The 23,312-nt window shown below is 71.1% G+C and carries 24 protein-coding genes; 13 read left to right on the forward strand and 11 right to left on the reverse strand.

Annotated features, from left to right (window positions below):
* Positions 1–160: 160 nt before the first annotated feature.
* Complete coding sequence (locus ACQEU1_RS21225) at positions 161–1,372, forward strand: hypothetical protein (RefSeq protein ID WP_433204298.1); 1,212 nt, start codon at positions 161–163, stop codon at positions 1,370–1,372.
* 1 nt (position 1,373) lies between these two features.
* On the opposite strand, the gene ACQEU1_RS21230 is transcribed toward ACQEU1_RS21225, so the two are convergent.
* On the reverse strand, positions 1,374–1,934 hold the full coding sequence (locus ACQEU1_RS21230; RefSeq protein WP_433211635.1) for a TetR/AcrR family transcriptional regulator: 561 nt from the start codon (positions 1,932–1,934) through the stop codon (positions 1,374–1,376).
* Positions 1,935–2,055: 121 nt separating this feature from the next.
* Here ACQEU1_RS21230 and ACQEU1_RS21235 point away from each other — a divergent pair, with 121 nt between their 5' ends.
* The gene (locus ACQEU1_RS21235; RefSeq protein WP_433204301.1) at positions 2,056–2,595 is read left to right on the forward strand and encodes a hypothetical protein; all 540 of its coding nucleotides are present in this window, start codon (positions 2,056–2,058) and stop codon (positions 2,593–2,595) included.
* A 77-nt stretch (positions 2,596–2,672) separates the two neighbouring features.
* Here ACQEU1_RS21235 and ACQEU1_RS21240 read toward each other — a convergent pair whose 3' ends face one another.
* Genes ACQEU1_RS21240 through ACQEU1_RS21255 form a run of 4 tightly spaced genes read right to left on the reverse strand, consistent with a single transcriptional unit; the run spans position 2,673 to position 5,470 of the window.
* Positions 2,673–3,410, reverse strand: coding sequence for a zinc ribbon domain-containing protein (locus ACQEU1_RS21240; protein WP_433204304.1), 738 nt, complete (start codon positions 3,408–3,410; stop codon positions 2,673–2,675).
* Positions 3,407–4,231, reverse strand: coding sequence for a Nif3-like dinuclear metal center hexameric protein (locus ACQEU1_RS21245; RefSeq protein WP_433204307.1), 825 nt, complete (start codon positions 4,229–4,231; stop codon positions 3,407–3,409). Before ACQEU1_RS21245 ends, ACQEU1_RS21240 begins: the two co-directional genes overlap by 4 nt.
* Positions 4,228–5,226 (reverse strand): Rv2231c family pyridoxal phosphate-dependent protein CobC, encoded by a 999-nt coding sequence (gene cobC / locus ACQEU1_RS21250; protein ID WP_433204310.1) that lies wholly within the window; start codon positions 5,224–5,226, stop codon positions 4,228–4,230. The genes ACQEU1_RS21245 and cobC overlap by 4 nt, the downstream gene beginning before the upstream one ends.
* Before the next feature lie 37 nt (positions 5,227–5,263).
* Positions 5,264–5,470: a hypothetical protein gene (locus ACQEU1_RS21255; protein WP_030472678.1), complete on the reverse strand. Its 207-nt coding sequence runs from the start codon at positions 5,468–5,470 to the stop codon at positions 5,264–5,266.
* Positions 5,471–5,553: 83 nt separating this feature from the next.
* Here ACQEU1_RS21255 and ACQEU1_RS21260 point away from each other — a divergent pair, with 83 nt between their 5' ends.
* The 5 genes from ACQEU1_RS21260 to ACQEU1_RS21280 all read left to right on the forward strand — a co-directional run bounded on the left by ACQEU1_RS21260 (position 5,554) and on the right by ACQEU1_RS21280 (position 8,562).
* On the forward strand, positions 5,554–6,012 hold the full coding sequence (locus tag ACQEU1_RS21260; protein WP_433204315.1) for a low molecular weight protein-tyrosine-phosphatase: 459 nt from the start codon (positions 5,554–5,556) through the stop codon (positions 6,010–6,012).
* Positions 5,991–6,722 carry a fructosamine kinase family protein gene (locus ACQEU1_RS21265; protein WP_433204318.1) on the forward strand — a complete coding sequence of 244 codons (732 nt, stop codon included), beginning with the start codon at positions 5,991–5,993 and terminating at the stop codon, positions 6,720–6,722. The genes ACQEU1_RS21260 and ACQEU1_RS21265 overlap by 22 nt, the downstream gene beginning before the upstream one ends.
* Before the next feature lie 90 nt (positions 6,723–6,812).
* Entirely contained in the window at positions 6,813–7,271 is a 459-nt protein-coding gene (locus ACQEU1_RS21270) for an excisionase family DNA-binding protein (RefSeq protein ID WP_433204321.1), read from the forward strand.
* The gene (locus tag ACQEU1_RS21275) at positions 7,272–7,721 is read left to right on the forward strand and encodes a PIN domain-containing protein (protein WP_433204324.1); all 450 of its coding nucleotides are present in this window, start codon (positions 7,272–7,274) and stop codon (positions 7,719–7,721) included. It begins immediately after the preceding gene.
* A gap of 22 nt (positions 7,722–7,743) precedes the next feature.
* Positions 7,744–8,562: an SURF1 family cytochrome oxidase biogenesis protein gene (locus ACQEU1_RS21280; RefSeq protein WP_433204327.1), complete on the forward strand. Its 819-nt coding sequence runs from the start codon at positions 7,744–7,746 to the stop codon at positions 8,560–8,562.
* Here the strand turns inward: ACQEU1_RS21280 and ACQEU1_RS21285 are convergent.
* The gene (locus ACQEU1_RS21285) at positions 8,470–9,402 is read right to left on the reverse strand and encodes a cobalamin biosynthesis protein (RefSeq protein WP_433204330.1); all 933 of its coding nucleotides are present in this window, start codon (positions 9,400–9,402) and stop codon (positions 8,470–8,472) included. The two genes, ACQEU1_RS21280 and ACQEU1_RS21285, sit on opposite strands and share 93 nt — an antisense overlap.
* Positions 9,403–9,474: 72 nt before the next feature.
* On the opposite strand from ACQEU1_RS21285, the gene ACQEU1_RS21290 reads away from it, so the two are divergent.
* Genes ACQEU1_RS21290 through ACQEU1_RS21305 form a run of 4 tightly spaced genes read left to right on the forward strand, consistent with a single transcriptional unit; the run spans position 9,475 to position 17,223 of the window.
* A complete protein-coding gene (locus tag ACQEU1_RS21290; RefSeq protein ID WP_433204333.1) occupies positions 9,475–10,947 on the forward strand; it encodes a DUF2397 domain-containing protein in 1,473 nt (490 codons plus the stop codon).
* Positions 10,944–12,140: a TIGR02678 family protein gene (locus ACQEU1_RS21295; RefSeq protein WP_433204336.1), complete on the forward strand. Its 1,197-nt coding sequence runs from the start codon at positions 10,944–10,946 to the stop codon at positions 12,138–12,140. The genes ACQEU1_RS21290 and ACQEU1_RS21295 overlap by 4 nt, the downstream gene beginning before the upstream one ends.
* Positions 12,137–16,210: a TIGR02680 family protein gene (locus tag ACQEU1_RS21300; RefSeq protein ID WP_433204339.1), complete on the forward strand. Its 4,074-nt coding sequence runs from the start codon at positions 12,137–12,139 to the stop codon at positions 16,208–16,210. The genes ACQEU1_RS21295 and ACQEU1_RS21300 overlap by 4 nt, the downstream gene beginning before the upstream one ends.
* The gene (locus ACQEU1_RS21305) at positions 16,207–17,223 is read left to right on the forward strand and encodes a DUF2399 domain-containing protein (protein WP_433204342.1); all 1,017 of its coding nucleotides are present in this window, start codon (positions 16,207–16,209) and stop codon (positions 17,221–17,223) included. Before ACQEU1_RS21300 ends, ACQEU1_RS21305 begins: the two co-directional genes overlap by 4 nt.
* On the opposite strand, the gene ACQEU1_RS21310 is transcribed toward ACQEU1_RS21305, so the two are convergent.
* Entirely contained in the window at positions 17,212–17,679 is a 468-nt protein-coding gene (locus ACQEU1_RS21310) for a MarR family winged helix-turn-helix transcriptional regulator (protein ID WP_433204345.1), read from the reverse strand. The genes ACQEU1_RS21305 and ACQEU1_RS21310 overlap by 12 nt on opposite strands.
* A gap of 56 nt (positions 17,680–17,735) precedes the next feature.
* On the opposite strand from ACQEU1_RS21310, the gene ACQEU1_RS21315 reads away from it, so the two are divergent.
* Positions 17,736–18,518, forward strand: coding sequence for an NmrA family NAD(P)-binding protein (locus tag ACQEU1_RS21315; protein ID WP_433204347.1), 783 nt, complete (start codon positions 17,736–17,738; stop codon positions 18,516–18,518).
* Positions 18,519–18,556: 38 nt separating this feature from the next.
* On the opposite strand, the gene ACQEU1_RS21320 is transcribed toward ACQEU1_RS21315, so the two are convergent.
* On the reverse strand, positions 18,557–19,171 hold the full coding sequence (locus ACQEU1_RS21320) for a LysE family translocator (RefSeq protein ID WP_433204350.1): 615 nt from the start codon (positions 19,169–19,171) through the stop codon (positions 18,557–18,559).
* Between the two features lie 82 nt (positions 19,172–19,253).
* On the opposite strand from ACQEU1_RS21320, the gene ACQEU1_RS21325 reads away from it, so the two are divergent.
* Complete coding sequence (locus tag ACQEU1_RS21325) at positions 19,254–19,703, forward strand: Lrp/AsnC family transcriptional regulator (protein WP_433204353.1); 450 nt, start codon at positions 19,254–19,256, stop codon at positions 19,701–19,703.
* On the opposite strand, the gene nudC is transcribed toward ACQEU1_RS21325, so the two are convergent.
* Genes nudC through ACQEU1_RS21340 form a run of 3 tightly spaced genes read right to left on the reverse strand, consistent with a single transcriptional unit; the run spans position 19,700 to position 23,309 of the window.
* Positions 19,700–20,644: an NAD(+) diphosphatase gene (gene nudC, locus ACQEU1_RS21330; protein WP_433204356.1), complete on the reverse strand. Its 945-nt coding sequence runs from the start codon at positions 20,642–20,644 to the stop codon at positions 19,700–19,702. The two genes, ACQEU1_RS21325 and nudC, sit on opposite strands and share 4 nt — an antisense overlap.
* Positions 20,641–22,029: a M16 family metallopeptidase gene (locus tag ACQEU1_RS21335; protein WP_433204359.1), complete on the reverse strand. Its 1,389-nt coding sequence runs from the start codon at positions 22,027–22,029 to the stop codon at positions 20,641–20,643. Before ACQEU1_RS21335 ends, nudC begins: the two co-directional genes overlap by 4 nt.
* A complete protein-coding gene (locus ACQEU1_RS21340) occupies positions 22,026–23,309 on the reverse strand; it encodes a M16 family metallopeptidase (RefSeq protein WP_433204362.1) in 1,284 nt (427 codons plus the stop codon). Before ACQEU1_RS21340 ends, ACQEU1_RS21335 begins: the two co-directional genes overlap by 4 nt.
* Positions 23,310–23,312: the final 3 nt, after the last annotated feature.

Raw genomic sequence — 23,312 nt, forward strand, 5'->3', positions numbered from 1 at the left:
GGAAGCGTCTACGAGCGACGCGGTCGGAAAGACGATCTTTTCAGTCGTTAGAAACCCAGGTCATCGTCCGGGCACTGTTCAGTTTCGCGCGACCGCCACAGGTCAGACTTCATACTTGCTTTGCCGTAACTCGGTTGCCGCGGGCATAGATGATGTAGGTATGCGAGCAACGGACGACGCCGGTGTCGAGCTCAACGCCGAGTTCGAGGTGGTGCCGGACGGCGACCACCTCGCGTTGGTCCTGCAGAGTGCGGGCGGCAAGGTCAAGGGCAGCCCGCACCCCCGCAACCACCAGTACAACGTCGCCCTGGAGCTGCTGCTCCGCCGGCTTCGCGAGATCGGCGCCGTGATCGTGAGCGGTGTCGTGGACTCCGCCCCGGCCAAGAGGCTGCCCGCAGAGGAACGTTCGATCGTGGACTCGCCGATCGTTCTGGCCGAGACGCACGACCTCGAGGCGTTGCGCAGGAGGCTGGGTCGTGCGCAGGGCAGGATCGGCCAAAACCCGGACGGCAACGCCACCAAGCTGATCCGGCTTCGGCTGCAGATCTCCGGTTACGCGGCTGACGACGCGGTGCGCCTGGCCGCGGAACTGGCCAGGCCCGCGAACCGGGGCGAGGCTCCGGACGCGTTGGCTCTGCTGCGGTCGCTCATCGGAGACCCCGTCACGACGGCGACCGGCAGGGTGAACACCATCGTCGAGGTCAACCAGAAGCAGGTGCGGGTGACCACCGAGAAGTCACCTGAGGGCCAGTGGGTCGACGTCCGCGACGTCGAGGCCGGCCTGGCGAAGCTGTACGAGCAGGGGTCGGTGCTCGTGAACGTCGAGGAGCTCGGGCATCGCTCGTCGTTCGTCGGCGCGGTGCTGCTGACCATTCCCGGCACCACCTTGGCCCTCTCTCCGGTCGTCATCACGTTGCACGACGCGAAGTTCCCGGTGCGCGTGCAGAAGTTCGACAAGCTCGACGGCATCGCTCAGGTCAAGGTCCGCAAGGAGCAGAGCGCACTGCGCAGGTTGCTGCTCGGCGGCCGCACCACCGCGCCCTGCGACCTGTGCGGAGACGAGTACCCGGAGGACTTCCTCGTCGCCGCCCACATCAAGAAGCGGTCTTTGTGCAGCGACGACGAGCGCAACGACCTCGTCAACGTGGCGATGCTGGCGTGCAAGTTCGGCTGCGACAGCCTGTTCGAGTCCGGTCATGTGACTGTGGACGACGCCGGTCGCGTGCTCGTCTGGTTCGAGGACGGCTTCCGCGGGCGGCTGCACGATCACCTGACGCAGCTGGACGGGCGCGCGTGTGGTGCGCACCGCGTCGGGTCGCAGCCTTACTTCACCTGGCACCGCACCAACGTCTACCGCGGGCTGGCCGGCTAGGTCACCCCGACGTGCGGGCTCGCAGGATGCCCTCGACCGCCTCGCACAGGGTGTCGCCGATCGGCCCCGGGTCCGTCAGGCACCCCGCCGCCATCGCCCCGTCGCGCAACATCACGAAGTGCCGTCCGTCGAGTTCGGCCGGACCGTCGCCAACGCGCGCGAGCAACTCCGTCACCGTGTCGAGGAACCATTGGCGGTGGGCCAGCACGGCCTGATGCACGGGGTGTGCGGGGTCGGCGTACTCCGCGACGGCGTTGAGGAACGCGCAGCCTCGGAATCCTTGCCCGTTGATGTGCATGGCGATGCCCTTGGCCACGGCGCGCACGGCGTCGGCGTCGGTCGTGGCGGCTGCCACGCCTGCCTCCACGTGGTGGCGCGTCGCCTGGTCCGCGTCTGCCAGGTAGGCGAGGACCAGGTCTTCCTTGCCGGCGAAGTGGCGGTACATCGTGGCGCGGGTCACCTTCGCCTCGGCGAGGATGCGGTCTACCCCGACGGAGTGCAGGCCCTCGGCGTAGAAGAGGCGGCTGGCCGTTTCCAGCAGGCGGGTTCTGGCCTCGGAGATGGTGCTGGTCACCTCTGCCACGGTAGCAGAGAGAACGTTCGGTCTTGACAGCGTCGAGCACGGGCTGCCAGGCTGCGGAGGTAAGCAGAAAGAACGTTCTCCCTACCTCAAGGACTGAGTCGTGAGCACCCTTACCGAGTCGCCTGGCCTCGCCCCCGCCCTTCGCACGCTCTACCTCGTCCGTTTCGGGTTCGCGGTGGTGTGGGCGACGCTGCTGTTCGTCACCGGGAGCGAGATCGGGCTGGTCAGCGGCACGTTGCTGGTGCTCTACCCGTTGTTCGACGTGGCGGCGGTCTTGGTCGACAGCCGGACCTCGCGCGGTGGGGCGTCGCTCGCGCTCTACGCCAACATCGCCGTCAGCCTGGCGGCGGCGGCCGGTCTGGCGTTCGCGGTGACGTCCGGGATTCCGGCGGTGCTGCGGGTGTGGGGCGCCTGGGCCATGGTGTCCGGGGTGGCTCAGCTCGTGGTCGGGCTGGTGCGGCGGAGCCTCGGCGGGCAGTGGCCGATGATCCTCAGCGGCGGCATTTCGACGCTCGCCGGTACGTCGTTCTTCCTGCAGGCCGGGGCCGAGGGCGCGACGTTGAGCAACCTCGCCGGGTACGCGGCGATCGGCGGCGTCTTCTTCCTGGTGTCAGCGCTGCGGTTGCGGCGCACGAGCTGAGCTCACGCCGATGGGGCTTCCCTCAAGGCGCGAAAAGGGGCTGCCCAGGCTGGGCAGCCCCTTCGTGGTCTTCTGGCCTACAGGCCGGACTCCGTGGTGCGGACCAGGATCGCGCCGCACTCCTCGCAGCGCACGACCTCGTCGGCCGCCGCCTCCTTGACCTTCGCCACGGCGCTGCGGTCGAGCTCGATCCGGCACGCGCCGCAGCGGCGGGACTGGATGAGGGCCGCGCCGATGCCGCGCTGCTCGCGCTGGCGGTCGTAGGCCTTGAGCAGGTCGTCCGGGAAGCCCTTCGCCATGACCGCGCGGTCCGCGGCGCGGCGGGTCTCGGTGGCTTCGAGGTCGGCCAGCGCTTCGTCACGGCGGCTCGTGGCGGCGGCGAGGGTTTCGCCTGCCTTGTCGAGCTCCACGCGGGCGAACGACACGTCGGCTTCCACGGCCTCGCGGCGTTCCATCAGCTCGAGCAGGTCGTCTTCGAGGACGCCCTGGCGGCGCTGGAGGGTGGCGAGCTCGTGTTCGAGGTCGGTGAGCTGCTTGGCGCCTACCGAGCCGGACTGCATCAGCTTGCGGTCGCGTTCCTCGCGGGCGCGGACCTGGTCGATCTCGGTCTCCTGGCGCTTCACGTCGCGGTTCAGGTCGCCCAGCGTCGTCTCGACGGCCACCAGCGCGTCCTGCTTCGTGCGCGTCAGCTGTTCGGCGTCGGCGATCTCGGCGATCTCCGGCAGCGTGCGGCGACGGTGGGTGACACGCGCCAGTTCGGCGTCGACCCCGGCGAGGTCGAGCAGCCTGCGCTGCACTGCTGGGTCGGCTTTCACGCATGTCCTCCTGCTGATGGGCTCGTCGCGGCGACGGTCCACGGATCGGTCCGGCGAGTGGAGACGAGTACGTCGACCCTACCGCCGAAGGCGTGCCGCAGGATCTCCGCCGCCTGCTCGCACCACGGCCACTCGCTGGCCCAGTGCGCGACGTCGACCAGGGCCGGGCCGCCGGACTCGACGTGCTCCGACGCCGGGTGGTGCCTCAGGTCGGCCGTCACGTAGGCGTCGACGCCCGCGTTCTTGACCACACCGAGGAAGCTGTCGCCCGCGCCGCCGCACACCGCGACCCTGCTGATCAGGCGTTCCGGGTCGCCCGCCGCGCGCACGCCCTGGACCGTCGCGGGCAGGGCGTTCGCGACGCGCTGGGCGAAGACCCTCAGCGGTTCGGGCTCCGGCAGGTCGCCGATGCGGCCGCTGCCGGTGCCGGGGGTCTCCGCGGGGTCGAGCGGGCCGGTGATCGTGAGGCCGATGGCCTTCGCGAGGGCGTCCGAGACACCGTTCAAGGCCGAGTCGGCGTTGGTGTGCGCGCAGTACAGGGCGGCGCGGTTGCGGATCAGCTTGTGCACCAACGCACCCTTGGGGTCGTCGGCCGGCACGCCGTTGACGCCACGCAGGAGCAGCGGGTGGTGCGCGATCAGCACCTGCGCGCCCGTCTCGACCGTTTCGTCCACAGTGGACGCCGTGGGGTCGACGCAGACCAGGATCCTGGTGACCTCCTCATCGGGATCACCGCAGACCAGGCCCACCGCGTCCCACTTCTCCGCGGTCTTCGGCGGATACGCGGACTCCAGGACCGCGATCACGTCGGCGAGCTTCACGCCAGTTCCTCCATCACTACCCGCAGCGCGTCCACGAACACCGCGAACTCCTCCGGCGGCCTGATCGCGACGCGCAGGTACGTGTCGTCCAGTCCGGGGAACGTGTCGCAGCGACGCACCGCGATCCCCTTGTCCCGCAACGCCTGTCGTGCTCCGCGCGGTGCCCTGATCAGCAGGAACGGCCCGTTCGGGGCAAGGACGACGAGGTCTTGGAGCTGCTCCAACGCATGTGCGGCATGGCGTTGGCCTTCCACGGCGAACTCGGCGGACTGGGCGAGCGCCTCCGGCTCGCAGCACGCGGTGATCGCTTCGAGGGTGAGGCTGCCCACCGGCCAGTGCGGACGGCCGTGCGCGAGCCGCGCGAGCGTCTCGGGGTCGCCGAGGAGGTAGCCGGCTCGCAGGCCCGCGAGTCCCCAGGTCTTGGTGAGACTACGCAGCACCAGCACGTCGGGATCACCGGCGAGCGACTCGGGCTCACCGGGCACGGCGTCCATGAACGCCTCGTCGACGACCAGCCGGCCGGGCAACGTCTTCAGGCGCGCGGCCTCGTGCAGCACGGAGGTGGGGTTCGTCGGGTTGCCGATGACGATCAGGTCGGCGTCGGACGGGACGTGCCGCGGCAGCGTGAAATCGCCGTCGAGCAGCACGTGGTCGACCGGGATTCCGGCATCGCGGAACGCCACCTCCGGCTCGGTGAAGCCGGGGTGGACGATCGCGGCACGGCGCGGCGCGAGCTTCGGCAGCAGCGCGAAGCCCTCCGCGGCGCCGTTGAGGAGCAGGACCTCGTCCGGCGAGCGCCCGTGACGGCGTGCGACGGCCTCACGAGCGCGCAGTTCAGCCAGGTGCGAGGGGTACCGCCCGAGTCCGTCGAGCGCCGCCGCCAGCCTCTCGCGCAGCCAATCGGGCGGGTGCGGCACCCGCACGTTGACGGCGAAGTCGGCGAGGCCGGGTGCGGCGTCGACGTCACCGTGGTGGCGCAGGTCTGGGCTGGTCATCGCCCGGAATACTAGGCGACGGGCTCAGACCGGCGCGTCACTGCATGTAGCGGCGGAGCTCGGTGAGGTGGCTGATCAGCTCGTCCAGCTGGAACGCGTCGAGCTGTGCGGACTCACCGGGCGGGGTGCGGAAGCAGACGCGACCCTTCTCGTTGAGGTACACCTCGAACGCACGACGACGCCCGAGGGCGTCGGTGCACCCGATGATCTCCCGTTGCGGGGGCACGTCGGTACCTGTCTGCATGGGCGGCCTCCATGTCGTTTGTCCTTACATCTTGCGACAACGGTTGAGCGTTACCGTGCGGCGGCAGCACCTAGGCTGCCCGCATGCAGGTCCACGTCACCTTCGTCTGCACCGGCAACATCTGCCGGTCCCCCGTGGCAGCGCTCGTGTTCCGAGAGTGGTTGTCGCGGGAAGGATTGTCGCACCTCGTACACGTGTCCAGTGCGGGAACGGGCGGATGGCACGTCGGCGACCCCGCCGATCCGCGCGCGTTGAAGACGTTGGCCGACAACGGATATCCCACCGATCACGTGGCCGCGCAGGTCGGTCCGTCTCACCTGGACGCCGATCTTCTGGTGGCCCTGGACTCCGGACACGCCCGCGCGTTGCGCCGGATGGCCGATCCGGACCGCGTGCGGCTGCTCCGTTCGTTCGATCCGGACGCCGACGGCACAGATGTGCCGGACCCGTACTACGGCGACGCCGCCGGCTTCGACGAGGTGCTGGTGATGGCCGAGGCGGCGATGCCGGGGTTGATCGCGTGGGTCCGCGAGCGGCTGTGAGGACCAAGCGGCAGACGGCCGGAGCCACCGCGGCCGAGGCGGCCGGGCTGCGGTGGTTGCGCGTTCCGGGCGGACCGCCCGTGCCGTTCGTGCACAGCGCGGACGGTGGTGTGCTCGTGATGGACGAGATCCCGCACGGCACGCCGAATCTTCAGGCGGCCGTGACCTTTGGACGCCGTCTCGCCGCGCTCCACCTGGCAGGTGCTCCAGCCTTCGGTGCGCCACCTCCCGACGGGCCGCGGGAGGCGACCATCGGCAAGGCGGTGATGGTGAACGAGCCTGCCGCCGAGTGGCCGTCGTGGTTCGCGTCACAACGAATCGAGCCGTACGCGCGACAAGCGGGCATCGACATGAGCGACGTGTGCGCGCGGATCGAGGAACTCGCCGGTCCGCCGGAGCCACCCGCACGGCTGCACGGCGATCTGTGGAGCGGCAACGTGCTGTGGGGCGCGGACGGCCAGGTGTGGCTGATCGATCCCGCGGCCCACGGCGGGCACCGGGAGAGCGATCTCGCGATGCTTCAGCTCTTCGGCTGCCCGTACCTCGACCACGTGCTCGGCGCCTACCGGGAGGTCGCGCCACTGGCGGACGGCTGGCAGGCGCGCGTGCCGTTGCACCAGCTGTTCCCGCTGCTCGTGCACGCCGTGCTGTTCGGCGGCGGGTACCGCGCGCAGGCAGAGGCCGCGGCTCGCGCGGCCCTGCGGTCGTGACCCCGTTCCTCAAGGACCAGCTCACCCGATCGCGCGTTGCGTTTACTTCGAATGATGCGGATACTTCGAATAGAGGGGAAGGAGGAATCGATGAGTTCCGCAGCTTTGCGAGCCGTGCAACCTGACGACGAGGCCGTCGTCACCGCTCATGCCGCACTGAGCAGGGTCAAGGCCTATCTGCACGATCATCACGACGACGAGGCCGACGTTCGCGTCCGGGTCGAGGAGAACGACGACGTCCTGGTCCTGCCGCGCGCCGCCGTCGAGCTCTTCGCCCAGATCCTCGCGTACATGGCCGCCGGTCACGGTGTGTCCGTGGTGCCTGCCGACGCCGAACTGACCACGCAGCAGGCAGCAGACCTGTTGAACGTGTCACGTCCCTATCTGATCGGCCTGCTGGAGGCCGGCGAGATCGAGTACCGCAAGGTCGGCAAGCACCGCCGCATCAAGGCCGTGTCGCTGGTGGAGTACATGCGCAACGACGACCAGCGTCGGCGGCGAGCCGCCGACGAGCTGTCCGCGCTCACGCAGGAGATGGGCATGGCCTGAGTGAGTTTCGTCGTCCTCTACGACGCCAACGTTCTGTACCCGAGCACCCTGCGAGACCTGCTGATCCGGGTCGCGGCAGCAGGTCTCGTCCAGGCCAAGTGGACCGATCAGATCCTCGACGAGGTCTTCCGCAACATCCGGAAGAACCGGCCGTACCTGTCGGATGACCGCCACGTGCTCGCGGCCGCGATCAGGGCACGCGCGCAGGTGATCGTCACCGACAACCTCAAGGACTTCCCCGCGGAGTCGTTGCGCGAGTGGGACATCGATCCCAAGGACGCGGACGATTTCGTGAGCGACCAGATCGGACTCGACGCCAAGGTCGTGTGGAGCTGCGTCCAGCAGATCGCGAACTCGTGGCGCAACCCGCCGGGCACCGTCGAGGACGTGCTGGCCTCTCTCGAACGCTGTGGGCTGGTCCAGTCAGTGGCCGCACTCCGGGCGCTCTGACGGGTCAACTACCGTGAAGGTCGTGCGGTTCAAGTTCCTCCTCAAGCCGGGCTGGCTGGCGCTGACCCTGGCCGTCTGGGTGTTCGCGGGTGCCTGCATCTACTTCCTGTCGCCGTGGCAGTTCGGCCGCAACGACGAGCGGCAGCAGCAGAACTCCGCCATCACCAAGTCGCTGAAGAGCGACCCCGCGCAGTTCGGGGCCCAGCACGACGAGTGGCAGAAGGTCGAGATCAAGGGCCGCTACCTGCCGGAACTGGAGGCGCTCGCCCGCCTCCGCACGGTCCAGGGCGAGGCCGCGTTCGAGGTCATCACGCCGTTCGAGACCACCACGGGCCACAGGATCCTCGTCGACCGCGGGTACGTGCGGCCGGTCAACGGCATCAAGCCGCCGAACTTCCAGGCCGCCCCCACCGGCGAGGTCACGCTCATCGGGCTCGCGCGGCCCAACGAGTCGAACGACCAGCCCGCGTTCGAGCAGGACGGGCGCCGCCAGATCTACTCGATCAACAACAACGCGGTCGGCGCGGGCATCGAGCCCGGCTACTACCAGCTGATCGAGAACCAGCCGGGCGCGCTCGACACGCTGCCGCTGCCCCGCCTCGAGTCCGGGCCGTTCTTCTCCTACGCGCTGCAGTGGATCGCGTTCGGCGTGATGGCGGTCGGCGGGTGGCTCTACTTCACGATCCGCGAGGCACGGCCCGGTGGCGTGCTGTACGAGGGCCGGACGAAGAAGAAGTCGATCGCCGAGCTACTTGCGGAAGAGAGCGATGAAGGCGCTGACGAACCCCGCGCCGAAGCCGACGACGCGGGACAGCTCCACGGCTCGCGTCACGTGACCTGAGTCCGGGTTGCGGCCGTGGCCGAGCACCGGGCGTTCCTCGACGCCGTGCGCGTAGACGGTGCGGCCGCCGAGCCTGATCTCCAACGCTCCGGCGAACGCCGCCTCCACCTGGCCCGCGTTGGGCGACGGGTGGGCTGAGGCGTCGCGGCGCCAGGTCTCCAGCGCCTGCGAGGCCGAGCCGCCGACGACCGGGGCGCCGCCCACGGTCAGCAGTGCCGCCAGCCGGGACGGCACCAGGTTCAGCAGGTCGTCCAGGCGTGCCGAGGCCCAGCCGAACCGCAGGTAGCGCGGCGACTTGTGGCCCACCATCGCGTCCAGCGTGTTGGCGGCGCGGTAGCCCAGCAGGCCGGGGACGCCGGCGACGGCTCCCCAGAAGAGCGGCGCCACGACGGCGTCCGAGGTGTTCTCGGCCACCGACTCGACGGTCGCGCGGGCGAGGCCCAGCGTGTCCAGCCGCTCGGGATCGCGGCCGCAGAGGGAGGGCAGTCGCGAGCGAGCCGCGTCGAGGTCGCCGTCGGCGAGTTCGCGGCCCATCGACGTGCCCTCGGTGGCGAGCGAGTTGCCGCCGAGCACCACCCAGGTCGCCACGCCGGTGGCCAGCGCCTGGGCGAGCCAGTGGCGGCGCGCGACCCGTTCGACGGCCACGCCGAGCGCCACGGTTCCGCCCACGAGGACGGCGGAGTGCACGACCCCGGCGGCCTCCGAGTCGCGGTGCAGACGCTTCTCCAGGGCCGCGGCGGTCGACCCGAATGCCGCTACCGGGTGAAATCGGCGTGGGTCTCCGAAGACCGCGTCCGCCGCCACGCCCAGCAACAACCCCAACGCGCGACCCGCGCCCACGGCATCCCCCTCAGCTCCGTTGGAGCACGGTAGCGCCGCAGCACACCTGCGCGCGCATTAGGGTGGCCGGTCGTGGAGCACAAGCGGCTGAAGTTGTACGCCTACCTGGACGCGCGCGATCACCAGCGCACGTACCTGGCGATCATGCGGCTGTTCACCTCCACGTTGCTCGCGGACCTGAGTGCCGGAGAGGTCGCCGGAGCACTGGCCGGGCAGGAGCGCGAGGGCCGCGTCGAGCAGGGCGAAAGCCGCATCGAGAACGTCATCAACCGCCTCAAGCAGCTGGTCGAGTGGGGCAACCTCGTGCAGGGCCGGCGGGAGGTCGTCGCGGCCAGCATCGCCGAGTTCCAGCACGGCAGCGTCCGCTACCAGGTCTCCAAGCTCGCGGTCCGCGTCCAGCGCGACGTCGACGAGCTGCTCCGGGTCCCCGAAGGCGCCCGCGAGGTCTCCCGCGAGCTGCTCCCCGCCATCGAACGCGGCCTCAACGAGCTAGGCGGCAGCCTCTCCGTCGCGCTGCTCAACGAAGGCGACAAGACCAAGGAACTGCTGGCCGAACGCGTCACCACGCTGTTCCTGCAGCACGCCGAGCTCGCCGCGACCGTCCGCGACTTCTACGCCTACCTCGGCCAGGTCGTGACGCGGAACCACCTCGCTCCCGAGGAGATCGCGGGCTTCCGCAACCTGCTGGTCGAGTACATCCAGCGGGTCGTCGAGGACGTCCTCAAGTACACGCCCCCGATCGCCGAGGCCCTGGCCGGACTCACCAAGGCCCGCTCCGAGCTCGTCCGGCTGCTCGGCACCGACCTCGGCCAGAACGTCGAACGCGCCCGCGGCCGCACCCCGGAGGACTGGCAGGAGCTGACCGACTGGTTCGTCGACCGCCCAGGTCGCCCGAGCCAGGTCACGGCGCTGCGCGAAGCCACCGCCCGCGCCATCGGCAGCCTGCTCGCCAGCGTGAAGCGCGCGACGTCCGGCGGTGGCCTCCTCCCCGGCCGCCGCGCCGAGCTGCTCAAGCTCGCGAGCTGGTTCCAGAACTCCAGCAGGGAGCAAGCGCACGAGATCTACGCCTCCGCGTTCGGTCTCTACAGCGCCCGCCACCTCTCCCCCGCGCCCGAGCACGATTCGGACAACGAGCGCACGCCGTGGCGCGACGGCCCGGTCTGCGACGTGACGGTCTCGGTGAGGACCCGCGGTGACCGTGGCGGGCGCGGCAGGCCGTCGCGGATCCTCGACGACCCGATGACCGAGCAGTCGCTGCTGGCCGAGGCGCGGGAGGCCGACGAGATCCGCGCCCGGCACGTCGCCGAGCTCAGCCAGGCCGCGGGAAACCTGGAGAACACGACGCTCACGCACGGCGCGCTGGAGGTCTTCTGCGAGCTGCTGACGCTCGCGATGGCCCAGCGCGACTCGCCCAACGACAGCGGTGCGGCGAGCGACCCGGTGCGCGGCCTCGAACTCGAGATCGTCCCCGGCACCACGACGCAGATCCGTTCCGCCGCCGGAACGCTCACCCTGCACGACGCGACGGTGGCCCTGAAACGATGAACCACTTGGACAACCTCTCCGACATCGACGCCGCCAACGTCGTGCGCTGCGCCCGCACGTTGCTGCGCCGGCCATTGCTGCGCAGCGACGGCCCCGACGGCGAACTGCTCAGCCTCGTCTACCGGCACCGGGCGGTGCTCCAGGACCTGTTCGCGGGCCTGCTCGGCTACCGCCTGGTCGTGGAACGCCGCTTCGCGCGCCTGTACAAGTCCGGCCCCGGCAACGACGACACCCGCGGCGTGCTCAGCATGTCCCCGCGCGGGTACGCCTACCTGGCGCTCACGCTCGCGGTGCTGACCGGCATCGGCCGGCAGACGCTGCTGTCCAGGCTCGTGGCCGACATCCGTTCGGCGGCAGCGGAAGCGGGCATCGACGCGCCGGACGACGTCGCCGAACGGCGTGCGCTCACCGCCGCGCTGCGCCACCTCGTCTCGCTCGGCGTGCTGCACGAGACCGAGGGCTCGGTCGCGCAGGACCTGCTGCCGCAGGAAGCGCTGATCACGATCGACACCGACCTGCTGGGCCAGCTCGTCACCGGTCCGGTCGGGGAGGCCACGTCCCCGGCGCACCTGGTGGAGCTCGCGGCACGGCCGGGCCCGCGCGGCGTCGAGCACGCCGTGCGGCGCAGGCTCGTCGAGACACCGCTGGTGCTCTACGCGGACCTGCCGGACGAGCAGGCCGACTGGCTGCGGCGCAACCAGCGCAAGGAGACCGCGTTGCTGGAGCAGGCTTTCGGCCTGCACACCGAGTGCCGCGTCGAGGGCGTGCTCGCCGCCGACCCCGAGGACTTCCTCACCGATCTCTCGTTCCCCGGCGTCTCGACGGTCGCGCGCATCACGCTGCTCGCGTTGCCCGACCTGATCGACGGCGAGGACGAGGACGCGCCCGCCCGGTACGTCGTCACGGTCGAACGGCTGCGCGAGGTCTGCGCCGGTCTGGTCGAGGACTACCCCGCGGCGTGGTCGAAGCAGTTCACCGACGACCTCGACCGGCTGGTCGCCGAGGTGACGGAACTGTTGCGGCGCATGGGTTTGGCCGTGCGACTGGAAGACGGCGCGTGGTCGGTCAGCGCGGCCGCGCACCGCTGGCTGCCCTCGCCGGACGGCGACCCCGAACGTGAACAACAACCCGAACCCGTTGTGGTGCAAGAAGTACCGAGCTGGTCCCTGTTCGACGAGGAGAACGTTTCATGAGCAGGTGGCGGCTGCACCGCGGCGGCGTGGTCAACATCTGGCAGTACACCGAGCAGACGTTCGACTTCTCCGGTGGCCGCGCGATCTTCCAGGGCACCAACGGTTCCGGCAAGTCCCGCACGCTGGAGCTGCTGCTCCCGCTGTGCCTCGACGGCGACCTGCGCCAGCTCGGCTCGAAGGGCTTCGACACCGTCAGCCTGCGCCGCCTGATGCTCGACGACTACGACGGCGGCCCGAACCGCATCGGCTACGCGTGGGTCGAGCTGATCCGCGAGGCCGCCGACCACAGCGGCAACGAGTACCTGACCTGCGGGCTGGGCGTGAAGGCCTCCAAGACCTCGCAGGCCATCACGGACTCGTGGCGGTTCGTCACGCCCATGCGCGTCGGCACCGAACTCCAGCTCGCGGGCCCGGAACGCGTCCCGCACGGCCCTGCCCAGCTGCGCGACCTCATCGGCGCGGACTGCATGTTCGAGGAACCGGCGTTCCGCGCGAAGATCGCCGACGCCGTCTACGGCGTGCCCGCCGCGCGCTACGGCGACCTGCTGCACCTGCAGCGGACGCTGCGCAACCCGGACGTCGGTCTGAAGGTGCTGGAAGGCCAGCTCGAACAGATCCTGTCGGACGCGCTGCCGCCGCTGGACCAGGCGATGGTCGAACAGCTCGCGACGTCGTTCGACGACCTGGAGTCGATCCGCGAGAACATCGTGCGACTGTCCTCAGCGGACAGTGCGCTCGGCACGTTCCTCAAGACCTACCGGGACTACGCGTTCGGCGGGCTTCGTTCAGCTTCGGAACGGCTGGAGGGCGCCGAGAAGTCGGTGGCGAAGCTGCGGCGCGAGCAGGCCAAACTCAGCCAGGAGCTCGACCTCACCCGGATGGAGCGCTCGGCGTCCGAGCAGGCGCTCACCGACATGGAGACCGGTGAGCAGCAGGCGGAGGAGACCATCGCGGCGCTGAAGGAGCTGCCCGCGTTCCGCGACCTCCAGGACCTCAAGACGCGCGAGAACCTGGTGGCGGAGAAGCGTTCCTCGGCGGTCGCCGCCCTGGAGACCGCGCACCGCCAGCGCGCGCAGGAGGACGCGGCCGTCGACAACGTGCTGCGGCTGCTGCGCCGCCTCGCCGAGGACCTCCAGGCCGCGGACGCGTTGAGCGAGCCGTTGCGGGAGAACCTGCGGCTGGCCGGCATGGACGCCGACCTGGCGCCGGACGTGCCGCAGGTGCCGGCCGCCGAGGCGTCGGTGACCACGGACTCGGTGCGCGCCAAGCCGGACCCCGAGGCCGGGCCGCTGCCGATCGAACGCCGGGTGCCGCCCGCCGCCGCGACCGAGGACGTGCTGGCGTCGCTGACGTCGGTCATGGACCAGACCTCCGGCATCGCTTCCCTTGCCCGCCAACGGGGTGCGCTGGCGCTGGCGTTGCACGAGCAGGCGCTCGCGCTGGACGCGCAGCACCGCGAGGTGGAGTCGTTGCGGCAGAAGGCCCGCGACGCCCAGCTCGGCGCGACCGAGTCGACGTCCATGCGCAACCAGGAGATGCAGGAGCTGGCCGAGGTCGTGCAGACCTGGCTGGAACAGGTCGAGGTGTGGACGACGAGCGGCCCGCTGCGCGACGACCGCCCGTCCGGCGCCCTGGTGCTGCCGCGGACCGCCGACCCGGCCGCCGCGAAGACGTTGAGCACCACCGCCCGCGAGTGGGCGGGGCCGCTGGTGCAGACGGCCCGCGACGCCGCGCACGCGTTCACCCAGCAACGCGCCGACCTGCGCGCCCGCCTCGACACGCTGGACGAGGAGCTCGTCGGCCTGCGGTCGGGCAACGAGCGCGTGCCGGTGCCGGGCCAGTACACGTCCGCGACCAGGGACGTCGCCGTCGGAGCGCCGTTCTACCGGCTGGTCGACTTCGTGCCGGCGCTGACCGACGACGAACGCGCCGGGCTCGAAGCGGCGTTGCAGGCGAGCGGCCTGCTGGACGCCTGGGTGAGCACGGCCGACGCCTCGCTGGAGGACGTGCTGGCCGTGCCCCGGCCGGCGGCGGAGGGACGGTCGCTGGCCGACTACCTGGTGCCCGCGGTCGAGGGATCGCCGGTGCCGGAGGCGTTCGTCGCGGATCTGCTGCGGGCCGTGTCGCTGGACGACATGACGACGACCGGTGACTGGCGCACGGGCGTGCTGACCGGCCGCTGGACCAAGCCGGAGGCCGAGTTCATCGGCGCGGGCGCCCGGCAGGCCGCGCGTGGCCGTCGAATCGGTGCCCTGGAAGAGGAACTGGCCGACCTGCGGGCGCAGCTGGGCACCGCCGAGGACGAGCTCGCGCGCGCCCACGAGCACGTCGCGACGTGGGAGGCGCACCTCGCGGCGTTCCCCGCCGACGGCGAGCTGATCGCGAAGCACAGCCGCGTCCAGGCCGCCGACGAGTCCGCCGCGCGGTCGCAGCAGCGGACGTTCGAGCTGCGGGAAGCGTTGGAGAACGCCAACTCCCGGCTGGAGGCGGCCCGAAGCGAGCTGACCCGGCAGGCCGGTGACGCCGACCTGTCGTCCGACACGGAGGCGTTGCGCGCCGCCCAGGCCGCCGCTGCGGAAGCCCAGCGGACGGCCGACCTGCTCGGTGACGCGGTGAAGAGGCGTTGCCAGGGCACGATCTCCGACCTCACGGACGCGTCGCACCGCTACCACGAGGCCGTCGCCGACCGGCAGACCGCCGAGGCCGACGCCGACAGCCGATGCGTCGACTACGCGGCCCAGGCGGGGACGCTGGCCGAGCTGACCGACGCGGTCGGCGGTGAGGCCAAGGAGATCAGCGAGCAGCTGACGTCGCTGGAGAAGTCGCGCAAGAAAATGCGCGAGGACCTCAAGGGCGTGCGCGAGAGCATCACGACCGCGCGGGAGCAGGCGGCGAAGCTGGAAGCGTTGCTGGAGACCAACTCCACGCAGGTGGAGGAGTCGGCCGAGGCACGGGACCGGGCGGCCGCGAACTTCACGGCGACGGTGCGCGCGCCGGGGTTGATCGCCGCCGCGTTCCCCGAGCTGGCCGACGGCTCCACGGGCCAGGACGACGCCCCGCCCACCGGCGCCACCCTCGAAGCCGCTGTCCGCGAGGCCATCGCCGAGACTCCCGACCGCCGTGGCGGCACCGAGGCCACCGTCATCGCGAAGCTCCAGGCGTTGCAGACCTCGCTCGCCGGCAGCCACGACATCGCCGCCGAGCAGCACGCGGGCCTGCTCACCGTCACCGTGACCGGCGAGGAGGGTGCGAAGCCCGTGGCCGTCGCCGCCCGCCAGGTGACGACGAAGCTGACCGAGCAGCGCGGGTTCCTCGACGAGCAGTACCAGGGCATCTTCGCCGACTACCTGATCCGCGACCTGGCGGAGTGGCTGCGCGGCCAGATCACCGTCGCCGAGGACCTGACCAAGCGGATGAACGAGGTGCTCGGCCAGGCCCGTTCCAGCCAGGGCGTGCACGTCAAGCTGGCCTGGAAGTCGTCGAGCGCGCTGGACGACGCGACGCGGCAAGCGCTTGCGCTGGTGCGGTTGCCGTTCGGCGAACGCACGCCCGAGCAGGACGCCACGCTGCGCCGCGTCTTCACCGAGCGGATCGAGAACGAACGCGACGCGCACTCCGGCGGGTACGCCGAGATCCTGTCGCGCGCCCTCGACTACCGCACCTGGCACCAGTTCACGGTGACCGTCGCCGACACCGGCCCCGACGGCGGCCCGCGCGAGCGGCGGCTGAAGCAGCTGTCGTCCGGCGAGACCCGGCTGATCTCGTACGTGACGCTGTTCGCGGCGGCGGCGAGCTTCTACGACGCGGTCAGCGACGAGTTCGACCCGCTGCGCCTCGTGCTGCTGGACGAGGCGTTCGAACGGCTCGACGACCCGACGATCGCGCGCATGCTGGGGTTGCTGGTCGACCTCGACATGGACTGGGTGATCACCTGGCCGAGCGGCTGGGGCGTGTCGGACAAGATCCCGCGCATGCACATCTACGACGTGCTGAGGCCCAAGAACGGCCGGGGCGTCGCGTGCACGCAGACGACGTGGGACGGCGCGGCGCTGGACCGGATCGACCCGTGAACCTGAACTCCCCCGAGCTCGCCGAGTTCTGGCGCCTCGCCCGCGAGACCGTGGAGGGCGGCGGGCGGTCGGCGTTCAGCTTCCGCGTGGAAGACGAGCGCACCGCCGCGGTCCTCGGCGAGCTGCTGCGCAAGCCCGTCGCGCATCCTGCTCGCCGCCAGATCTCGTTGGCGCGCCTGGACGAACACGTCCGCGCGCACGGCAGCACGTTGCCCGAGGTGCTGGAGGCCGTGCACGGCAGGCCGATCGCGCTGTCGACCACCGAGCAGGCGTCCACAGCGGACGCCGTGCTGAGGTTCGCGTTGCGGGAACACGGTCTGCTGCAGGAACCCTGGGCCGCCGAGTGGGTCGAGCACGTGCGGCGCTACGGCAAGATCCCGCAGCCCGCGCTGCCGATGATCGCGAACCAGGCCGCGTCGATCCTGGCTCGGCTGCAGACCGAACCGCGGCGGTGGACGACCCGGTTCGCCCTGGCGGGCAACGACCTCGACGAGGGCCGGCCGCTCACCCGCGTGCTGGCCAAGGCGCTGCAGCTGGCCGGCACCGACTGGGAACGCTCCGGCGTCCTGCCCGACGCCTACCGCGACCCGGTGCTGACCTCGCAGGGCTACCTGACGCTCAACGACACCCTCGACGCGGCCGAGATCACCGTCGTGCGCAGTCCGCGGCTGCTGGAGTCGGGCGTGCGCGGTCCGTTGATGGTGCTCCCCGGCGGGCTGACCACGCAGGCCAGGCACCACCTCGACGGCAAGACCGTGTTGTGCCACAACGACTTCACGCCGGACGGCATCCGCGTCACCAACGAGGTCCTCGCCTGGACCGGCGGTACGGCGTGGCGGATGTCCGCCGCCGACTACCGCGAGGCCGTGGCCGTGTCGATCGCGCGCGGTGTCGAGCTGCCCACGTTGAACAGCCGGCCGGAACCCGCGAGCTGGGACCCGGATCTCGCCGGCACGATGGCCACGACCGGGCTGGTGGTCACCGAGGAGCACCTGCTGCCGTCACTCCTCTGACGGGGCGAACCTCCGCACGTCCCAGCGGCCGTGGCCCTCCAGCAGCTTGCGGCCGATCCGGCGCAGGTCGGCGAGGTCGCGGTCGCTCAGCAGCGCGGTGAACTCCTCGGCCAGCGACGCCCGGTACACCGGCGCCGTCGTCCGCAGGCACATCTCCTCGCCCTCTGGCGTGAGCACGGCGATGACCAGCCGCCGGTTGTCCGCGGGCTGTTCCCTCGCGACCCAGCCGCGCGCGACCAGCCGTTCGACCAGCCGGGTGATGCCGGAGGGGCTGACCTCCAGCAACTCGGCGAGCTCGGACATCCGCAGCCGCCCGCCGCTGTGGTGCAGGCGGAAGAGCGCCGCGTGCTCCAGCAGCGAGCACCCGGCCTCGGCTTCCATCCGCCGCCCGATCGCGGCCGTCACGGCGTCCACGCCCTGCTGCGCGTACAGCCACGAGTAGATCGGCTCCGTCACCGCCTCATCCTAAAACAGGTTTGACGACGCTATATTTTCACAGTCAAATGTTGAGCATGAAACCTTTGACGATCGTCGTCACCGGCTCCACCGGCACGCAGGGCAGTGCGGTGGCCCGCCTGCTGACCGAACGCGGCCACCACGTCCGCCGCATGACCAGGAACCCGGCCGCCCCCACCGACGTGCACGGCGACCTCGACGTGCCCTCGTCCCTGCGCGACGCCTTCGCCGGGGCGGACGGCGTCTTCCTGATGACCCCGCTGAACAGCGAGAACGAGGTTGCCAGGGGCAAAGCCGCCGTCGACGCGGCACGGCACGTCCCGCACGTCGTCTTCACCTCGGCCACCAACGCCGACCGCGGCACCGGCATCCCGCACTTCGACACCAAGGCGGAGGTGGAACGGCACCTGACCGCCTGCCACCCGCACTGGACGATCCTCGGCCCGGCCGCGTTCATGGCAGCGGGAGGCCCTGTCACCCTGCCGATCCCACCCGACCTGAAGCTGCACGTCGTGGCGCCGGAGGACATCGCGGCAACGGCCGTGCTGGCGTTCGAGCAACCGGACCGCCTCCGGCACCGCCGGGTCGACCTGGCGAGCGACGTCCTGACCGGCCCCGAGATGGCCGCGCTGCGCGGCACCGAGTTCGTCCAGGTCTCACCGGAACAGGCGGAGCGGTACAACCCCGATCTGGCGGCGATGTTCCGCTACTTCACCGAGACCGGCCTCGACCTGGACCTGCCCGCCCTGCACGCGGAGTTCCCCGAGGTCGGCTGGCACACCTACGCGGCCTGGCTCGCCCGCGCGGAACAGCGCCGACCGCCGGGGCGAGGTGCGTAACTGGTACAGCGACGTCACCGGCCCGGACGAGTGCGCGGTCAGCCTGCCAGCCGTTCGGCGAGCAGCACCCCGCCGATGCCGATCATCACGGCTCCGCTGACCCTGCTGACCACCCTCGCCACCCCCGGCCGGGTGGCCAGCACGAGCCGCGCCGAGACGCCCACGGCCAGGTAGACGGCCGCGCACAACGCCATGTGCAGCACGCCGAGGACCGCGGTCTGCACGCCGACCGGCCAGCCGGCCGCGGGGTCGATGAACTGCGGGAACAGCGACACGAACAGCAGCATCGCCTTGGGGTTCAGGCCGCTGATGCCCGCGCCCCGCAGCACCACCCGTCCCGGCGACGACGCGAACGACTCGGCCGCGCCCGGTGCAGCGGGCTTCGTCAGCACGCCGAGGCCGAGCCACACCAGGTACGCGGCGCCCGCCACCGTCAGCGCCGTGAGCAGGCCCTGCGAGCTCGCCACCACCACGACCAGCCCGGCCACCGCGAGCAGCGTGTAGCCCGCGTACCCGGCGACGAGGCCGAGCACGGCGGGCAGCACGAACCGGCCGCGCAGGCCCGCCGCGATCGCGTACGCCCAGTCCGCTCCCGGGGTCAGGACCAGCAGCAGGTCCACCGCCAGGAACGCCACCACAGTGCCGAGTTCCATACCGGAAAGGCTAGGAAGCAACGACCCGAAGGTGTTCCCGTCTTTGCTCGCGAACCAGCCCGGGTGGAGCAAGAATGTGGCAATGGACGCCGTTGACCGACAGATTCTTGCCGAGCTCCAGCAGGACGGCAGGCTGACCGTCACCGAACTGGCCGCGCGGGTGAACCTGAGCATCTCGCCGTGCCACCGCCGGCTGCGCGACCTCGAGCGCGACGGGGCGATCCGCGGCTACAGGGCCGTGGTGGACCCGGCCGCGGTGGGCCTGAACTTCGAGGCGCTGGTGTTCGCCACCGTGCACTGGGAGAACGAGAGCACGGTGGCCGACTTCGAACGCGCGGTCGCCGCCATCCCGAACGTCCTGCAGGCGCAACGACTCTTCGGCGAGCCCGACTACCTGCTGCGCATCGCGACGGCGGATCTGCCCGCGTACCAACGGCTCTACGACGAGGAACTGGTGAAGCTGCCCGGCGTGCGGAGGATGAGGTCGACGGTCGTCATGAAGCACGTCGTTGACGACCGTCCACTCCCCTAAGCGCGGGACCAGCTCTGCAACATCCGGAACGCGATCGACGCGCCCCCGGCGAGCCCGAGGCCCGGGACGCTGCCCGGCTCGTCGATCGCCTTGCGCACGTCCGCGCGCGACACCCACTTGGCCTCGGCGATCTCGCCCTCGGCCAGCTTCAGCGGTTCGGCGGGGTCGGCGACGGCCTCGAAGCCGATCATCAACGACCGGGGGAACGGCCACGGCTGCGAGCCGAGGTACCGGATGTCGCGCACGGCGACACCGACCTCCTCGGAGATCTCCCGCGCCACGCAGGCCTCCAGCGACTCGCCCGCCTCGACGAACCCGGCCAGCACGGAGAACCTGCCCTCCGGCCACTCCGGGCCGCGCGCGACGAGCACCTGGTCGGCGCCGTCGTGCACGAGGCAGATCACCGCGGCGTCGGTGCGGGGGTACTCCTCGCGCCCGCAGCCGGAGCAGACCGAGGTCCAGCCCGACTTCTCCAGCACGGTGCGCGCGCCGCACTTGGCGCAGTACTTGCCGAGCCGGTGCCACTGGAACAGCGCGGCGGCCGTCGTGAAGAGGCCCGCCCACATGTCGTCCAGCGTCGCACCGGCCTGGCGGAGGTCGAGCCACTGCGGTTCGTCGGTGAGCTCGGGCAGGCCCCAGGCACGGCTGGGCGGCACCGCCTCGTCGTCCTCGGCGGGCATCAGCACGGCGAAGTAGGCCACGCCGTCCTGCTCACCCAGCAGGACGGCGTTGACGGGCGGCAGGTCGCCGAACTCCAGCGCGGAGCGGTCGGCGAGCCTGGTGCCGTGGTCGGCGACCAGCGTGCGGCCGCGCGTGTCCACGACGATCATGCGGGCCTTGGGCCAGAGCGCGGCGAGCTTCTCGTCGTCGCCGCGCAACGGCTCACACCTGTCGATCGTCGACCGCGACAGCGCGGGCAGACCGACCAGATCGAAACTCACTGGAACGAGACCCCGCCCAGGGCCGCGAGCTTCGGCTTGAGCTGCTCGGCGTCACCGACGAGCACACCCGTGAAGTTGGCCGGGGCGAAGAAGTCCAGCGCCGCCTGCGCCACCTGCTCGGCGGTGACGGCCGCGAGGCGCTGCGGATGCGCCACCAGCCAGTCGAGGCCGAGTCCCAGGCCGACGAGGTTCACCAGGAACGACGCCAGGCCGCCCTGCGACGACGTGCTGGTGAGCAGCGTGCCGACGGCGTAGCTGCGTGCGGTGTCCACTTCGGACTGCGACGGCGGCACGAGACCGAGCCTCGCCAGTTCGTAGCGGGTCTCCAGCAGCGCGGCCGCGGTGACGTCCGACGCGGTGTCGGCGTCGATCAGCAACGTCGCGCCGTGCACGGTGAACTCGGGGTGCGACCGGGCGCTGTAGGTGTAGCCCTTGTCCTCGCGGATGTTCTCGACCAGGCGCGAGGAGAAGAACCCGCCGTAGACCAGGTTCGCGAGCTGCAGCGCCGGGTAGCGCTCGTCGGTGCGCGGGATCGACTGAGCCGCGAGGCGGATCTGCGACTGCACGGCACCGGCGCGGTGCACCAGCACCACGTCGCCGCCCTTGACCTCGGGCAGCGGCGGCAGCTGGACGGCCTCGCCGTCGCCCTGCCACGCGCCCAGTGCGGCGCCGACCTGCTCGACGGCCTGCGCCGGGTCGACGTCGCCGACGACCACGAACACCGAGCCGCGCGGCAGCAGGGCCTTGCCGTGCAACGCGACGACGTCCTCGCGGGAGACGGCGGCGACCTCGTCGGCCTCCGGCATCTCCTTGGCGAACGGGTGGTCGCCGTACAGGATCTTCTGCAGCGCCTCGCGGGCGATGACGCTCGGCTGCGAGCGGGCGATGGTGATCCGCTCGACGAGCCTGCCGCGTTCGCGCTCGACCTCGTCTGCCGGGTACGACGCGTTGGTGAGCACGTCGCTCAGCACGTCGAGGACGGTGCCGAGGCCGGACGCCAGCGCGTTGCCGGTGAAGCTGAGGCGCTCGGGGTCGACCACGGAGTCGAGCTCGCCGCCGACCAGCGCCAGTTCGGTGTCGATCTGCACGCGCGAGCGCGACTCGGTGCCCGTGAGGACGGTGTTCGCGAGGATCTCGGCGATCGCGGAGTGCTGGGAGCCGACGCTCGTGCCGGACGGGTCCGCGAACGGCACGCGCAGCCGGACCTCGACCATCGGCACGGTCGCGCGGCGCACCGCGATGACGCGCAGGCCGTTCGGCAACGTCGTGTCCACAGTGGACAGCTCGGCGGCCGCCTTCTGGCTGCCCAGTTCGGGAAGCGGGCGCGGGCCGGTCTCGGTGCGCCCGATCTCCTCGGCGGATCGGTGGGTCTTGGCCGAGGTCACTGGGCTCCTCCGGTGGGCTTGACGAAGAGAAGGGCGCGGGCGTCGGGACGCAGCGCCTTGGCCGCGGCGGACACCTCGTCGACGGTCACCGAGGCGATCCGCTCGGGCAGTTCGTAGATCAGCTCGGCGCGGCCGAACAGCAGCTCCGCGGAGCCGAGGCCCAGCGTGCGGTTCGTGAGCCGGTCGTGCTCCTTGTGCATGGTCGACGCCCAGCGGGCGGTGACCTTCGCGAGCTCCTCCGCCGACGGGGGCTCCTGCGCGAGCTTCTGCAGCTCCTCGTCGATGGCCGCGATGACCTGGTCCGGCGAGACCTCGTTGGTGTGGATCGCGGTGATGCTGAACGTGTCGGGGTCGCGGGCCTCGAGCGGGCCGAAGAGGCCGCAGCCGGCGTTCAGGTCGATCACGATGCCCTCGCGGTGCACGAGGCGCTGCTGCAGGCGCGAGCTGTCGCCGTCCGTCAGCACACCGGCGAGCACCAGGTACGCGAGGTAGCCGTCGATGTCGGTGACCGGGTCCGGCACGCGGTAGCCGATCGCGATCGCGGGCAGCGGGGCCAGCGCGTCGCCGTGCTCGTGGCGGACCTCGCCCTGCGGGGCGGGCTCGGCGAACGACGGGCGCTCCGGGCGCGGGCGGGACGGCACGTCGCCGAAGTGCTTGTCCACCAACGCCTTCGTGGCCTCGACGTCGAGGTCGCCCGCCACCGTCAGCACCGCGTTCGCCGGGCTGTAGTAGGTGTCGAAGAACTCCGCGCAGTCGTCGACCGTGGCGCTCTCCAGGTCGACGAAGTCGCCGTAGCCGTTGTGCGCGTTGGCGAACGTCTTGAACAGGACCGCCGGCAGCAGGATCCAGGGGAACCCGCCGTACGGGCGGTTGAGCACGTTGAGCCGGATCTCCTCCTTCACCACGTCGATCTGGTTGCGGAGGTTCTCCTCGGTGAGCTTCGGCGCGCGCATGCGGTCCGCTTCGAGGAACAGCGCGCGCTCCAGGGCCGCGCTCGGCAGCACCTGGTAGTAGTCGGTGTAGTCCGGGTGCGTGGACCCGTTGAACGTGCCGCCCGACGACTGCACGTGCCGGAAGTGGGCCAGCTTCTCCAGGCTCTCGCTGCCCTGGAACATGAGATGTTCGAAGAGGTGCGCGAAGCCCGTGCGCCCCTCCGGCTCGGAGCGGAAGCCGACGTCGTAGTGCACGCTGACGCCGACGACCGGTGCGCTGGCGTCGGGGGCGAGCACCACCCGCAGGCCGTTGGGCAACGTGAACCTGTGCAGTTCGGGTGAGGCCATGCG

The sequence above is a fragment of the Lentzea sp. CA-135723 genome (assembly GCF_050936595.1).
Taxonomy (GTDB): domain Bacteria; phylum Actinomycetota; class Actinomycetes; order Mycobacteriales; family Pseudonocardiaceae; genus Lentzea.

Bases quoted from the DNA above. Each gene is read 5' to 3' on its own strand.
- ACQEU1_RS21225 (WP_433204298.1), top strand. From the start codon at position 161: ATGCGAGCAACGGACGACGCCGGTGTCGAGCTCAACGCCGAGTTCGAG.
- cobC (WP_433204310.1), bottom strand. From the start codon at position 5,226: ATGACCAGCCCAGACCTGCGCCACCACGGTGACGTCGACGCCGCACCC.
- ACQEU1_RS21255 (WP_030472678.1), bottom strand. From the start codon at position 5,470: ATGCAGACAGGTACCGACGTGCCCCCGCAACGGGAGATCATCGGGTGC.
- ACQEU1_RS21260 (WP_433204315.1), top strand. From the start codon at position 5,554: ATGCAGGTCCACGTCACCTTCGTCTGCACCGGCAACATCTGCCGGTCC.
- ACQEU1_RS21270 (WP_433204321.1), top strand. From the start codon at position 6,813: ATGAGTTCCGCAGCTTTGCGAGCCGTGCAACCTGACGACGAGGCCGTC.
- ACQEU1_RS21295 (WP_433204336.1), top strand. From the start codon at position 10,944: ATGAACCACTTGGACAACCTCTCCGACATCGACGCCGCCAACGTCGTG.
- ACQEU1_RS21300 (WP_433204339.1), top strand. From the start codon at position 12,137: ATGAGCAGGTGGCGGCTGCACCGCGGCGGCGTGGTCAACATCTGGCAG.
- ACQEU1_RS21315 (WP_433204347.1), top strand. From the start codon at position 17,736: ATGAAACCTTTGACGATCGTCGTCACCGGCTCCACCGGCACGCAGGGC.
- ACQEU1_RS21320 (WP_433204350.1), bottom strand. From the start codon at position 19,171: ATGGAACTCGGCACTGTGGTGGCGTTCCTGGCGGTGGACCTGCTGCTG.
- ACQEU1_RS21325 (WP_433204353.1), top strand. From the start codon at position 19,254: ATGGACGCCGTTGACCGACAGATTCTTGCCGAGCTCCAGCAGGACGGC.
- ACQEU1_RS21340 (WP_433204362.1), bottom strand. From the start codon at position 23,309: ATGGCCTCACCCGAACTGCACAGGTTCACGTTGCCCAACGGCCTGCGG.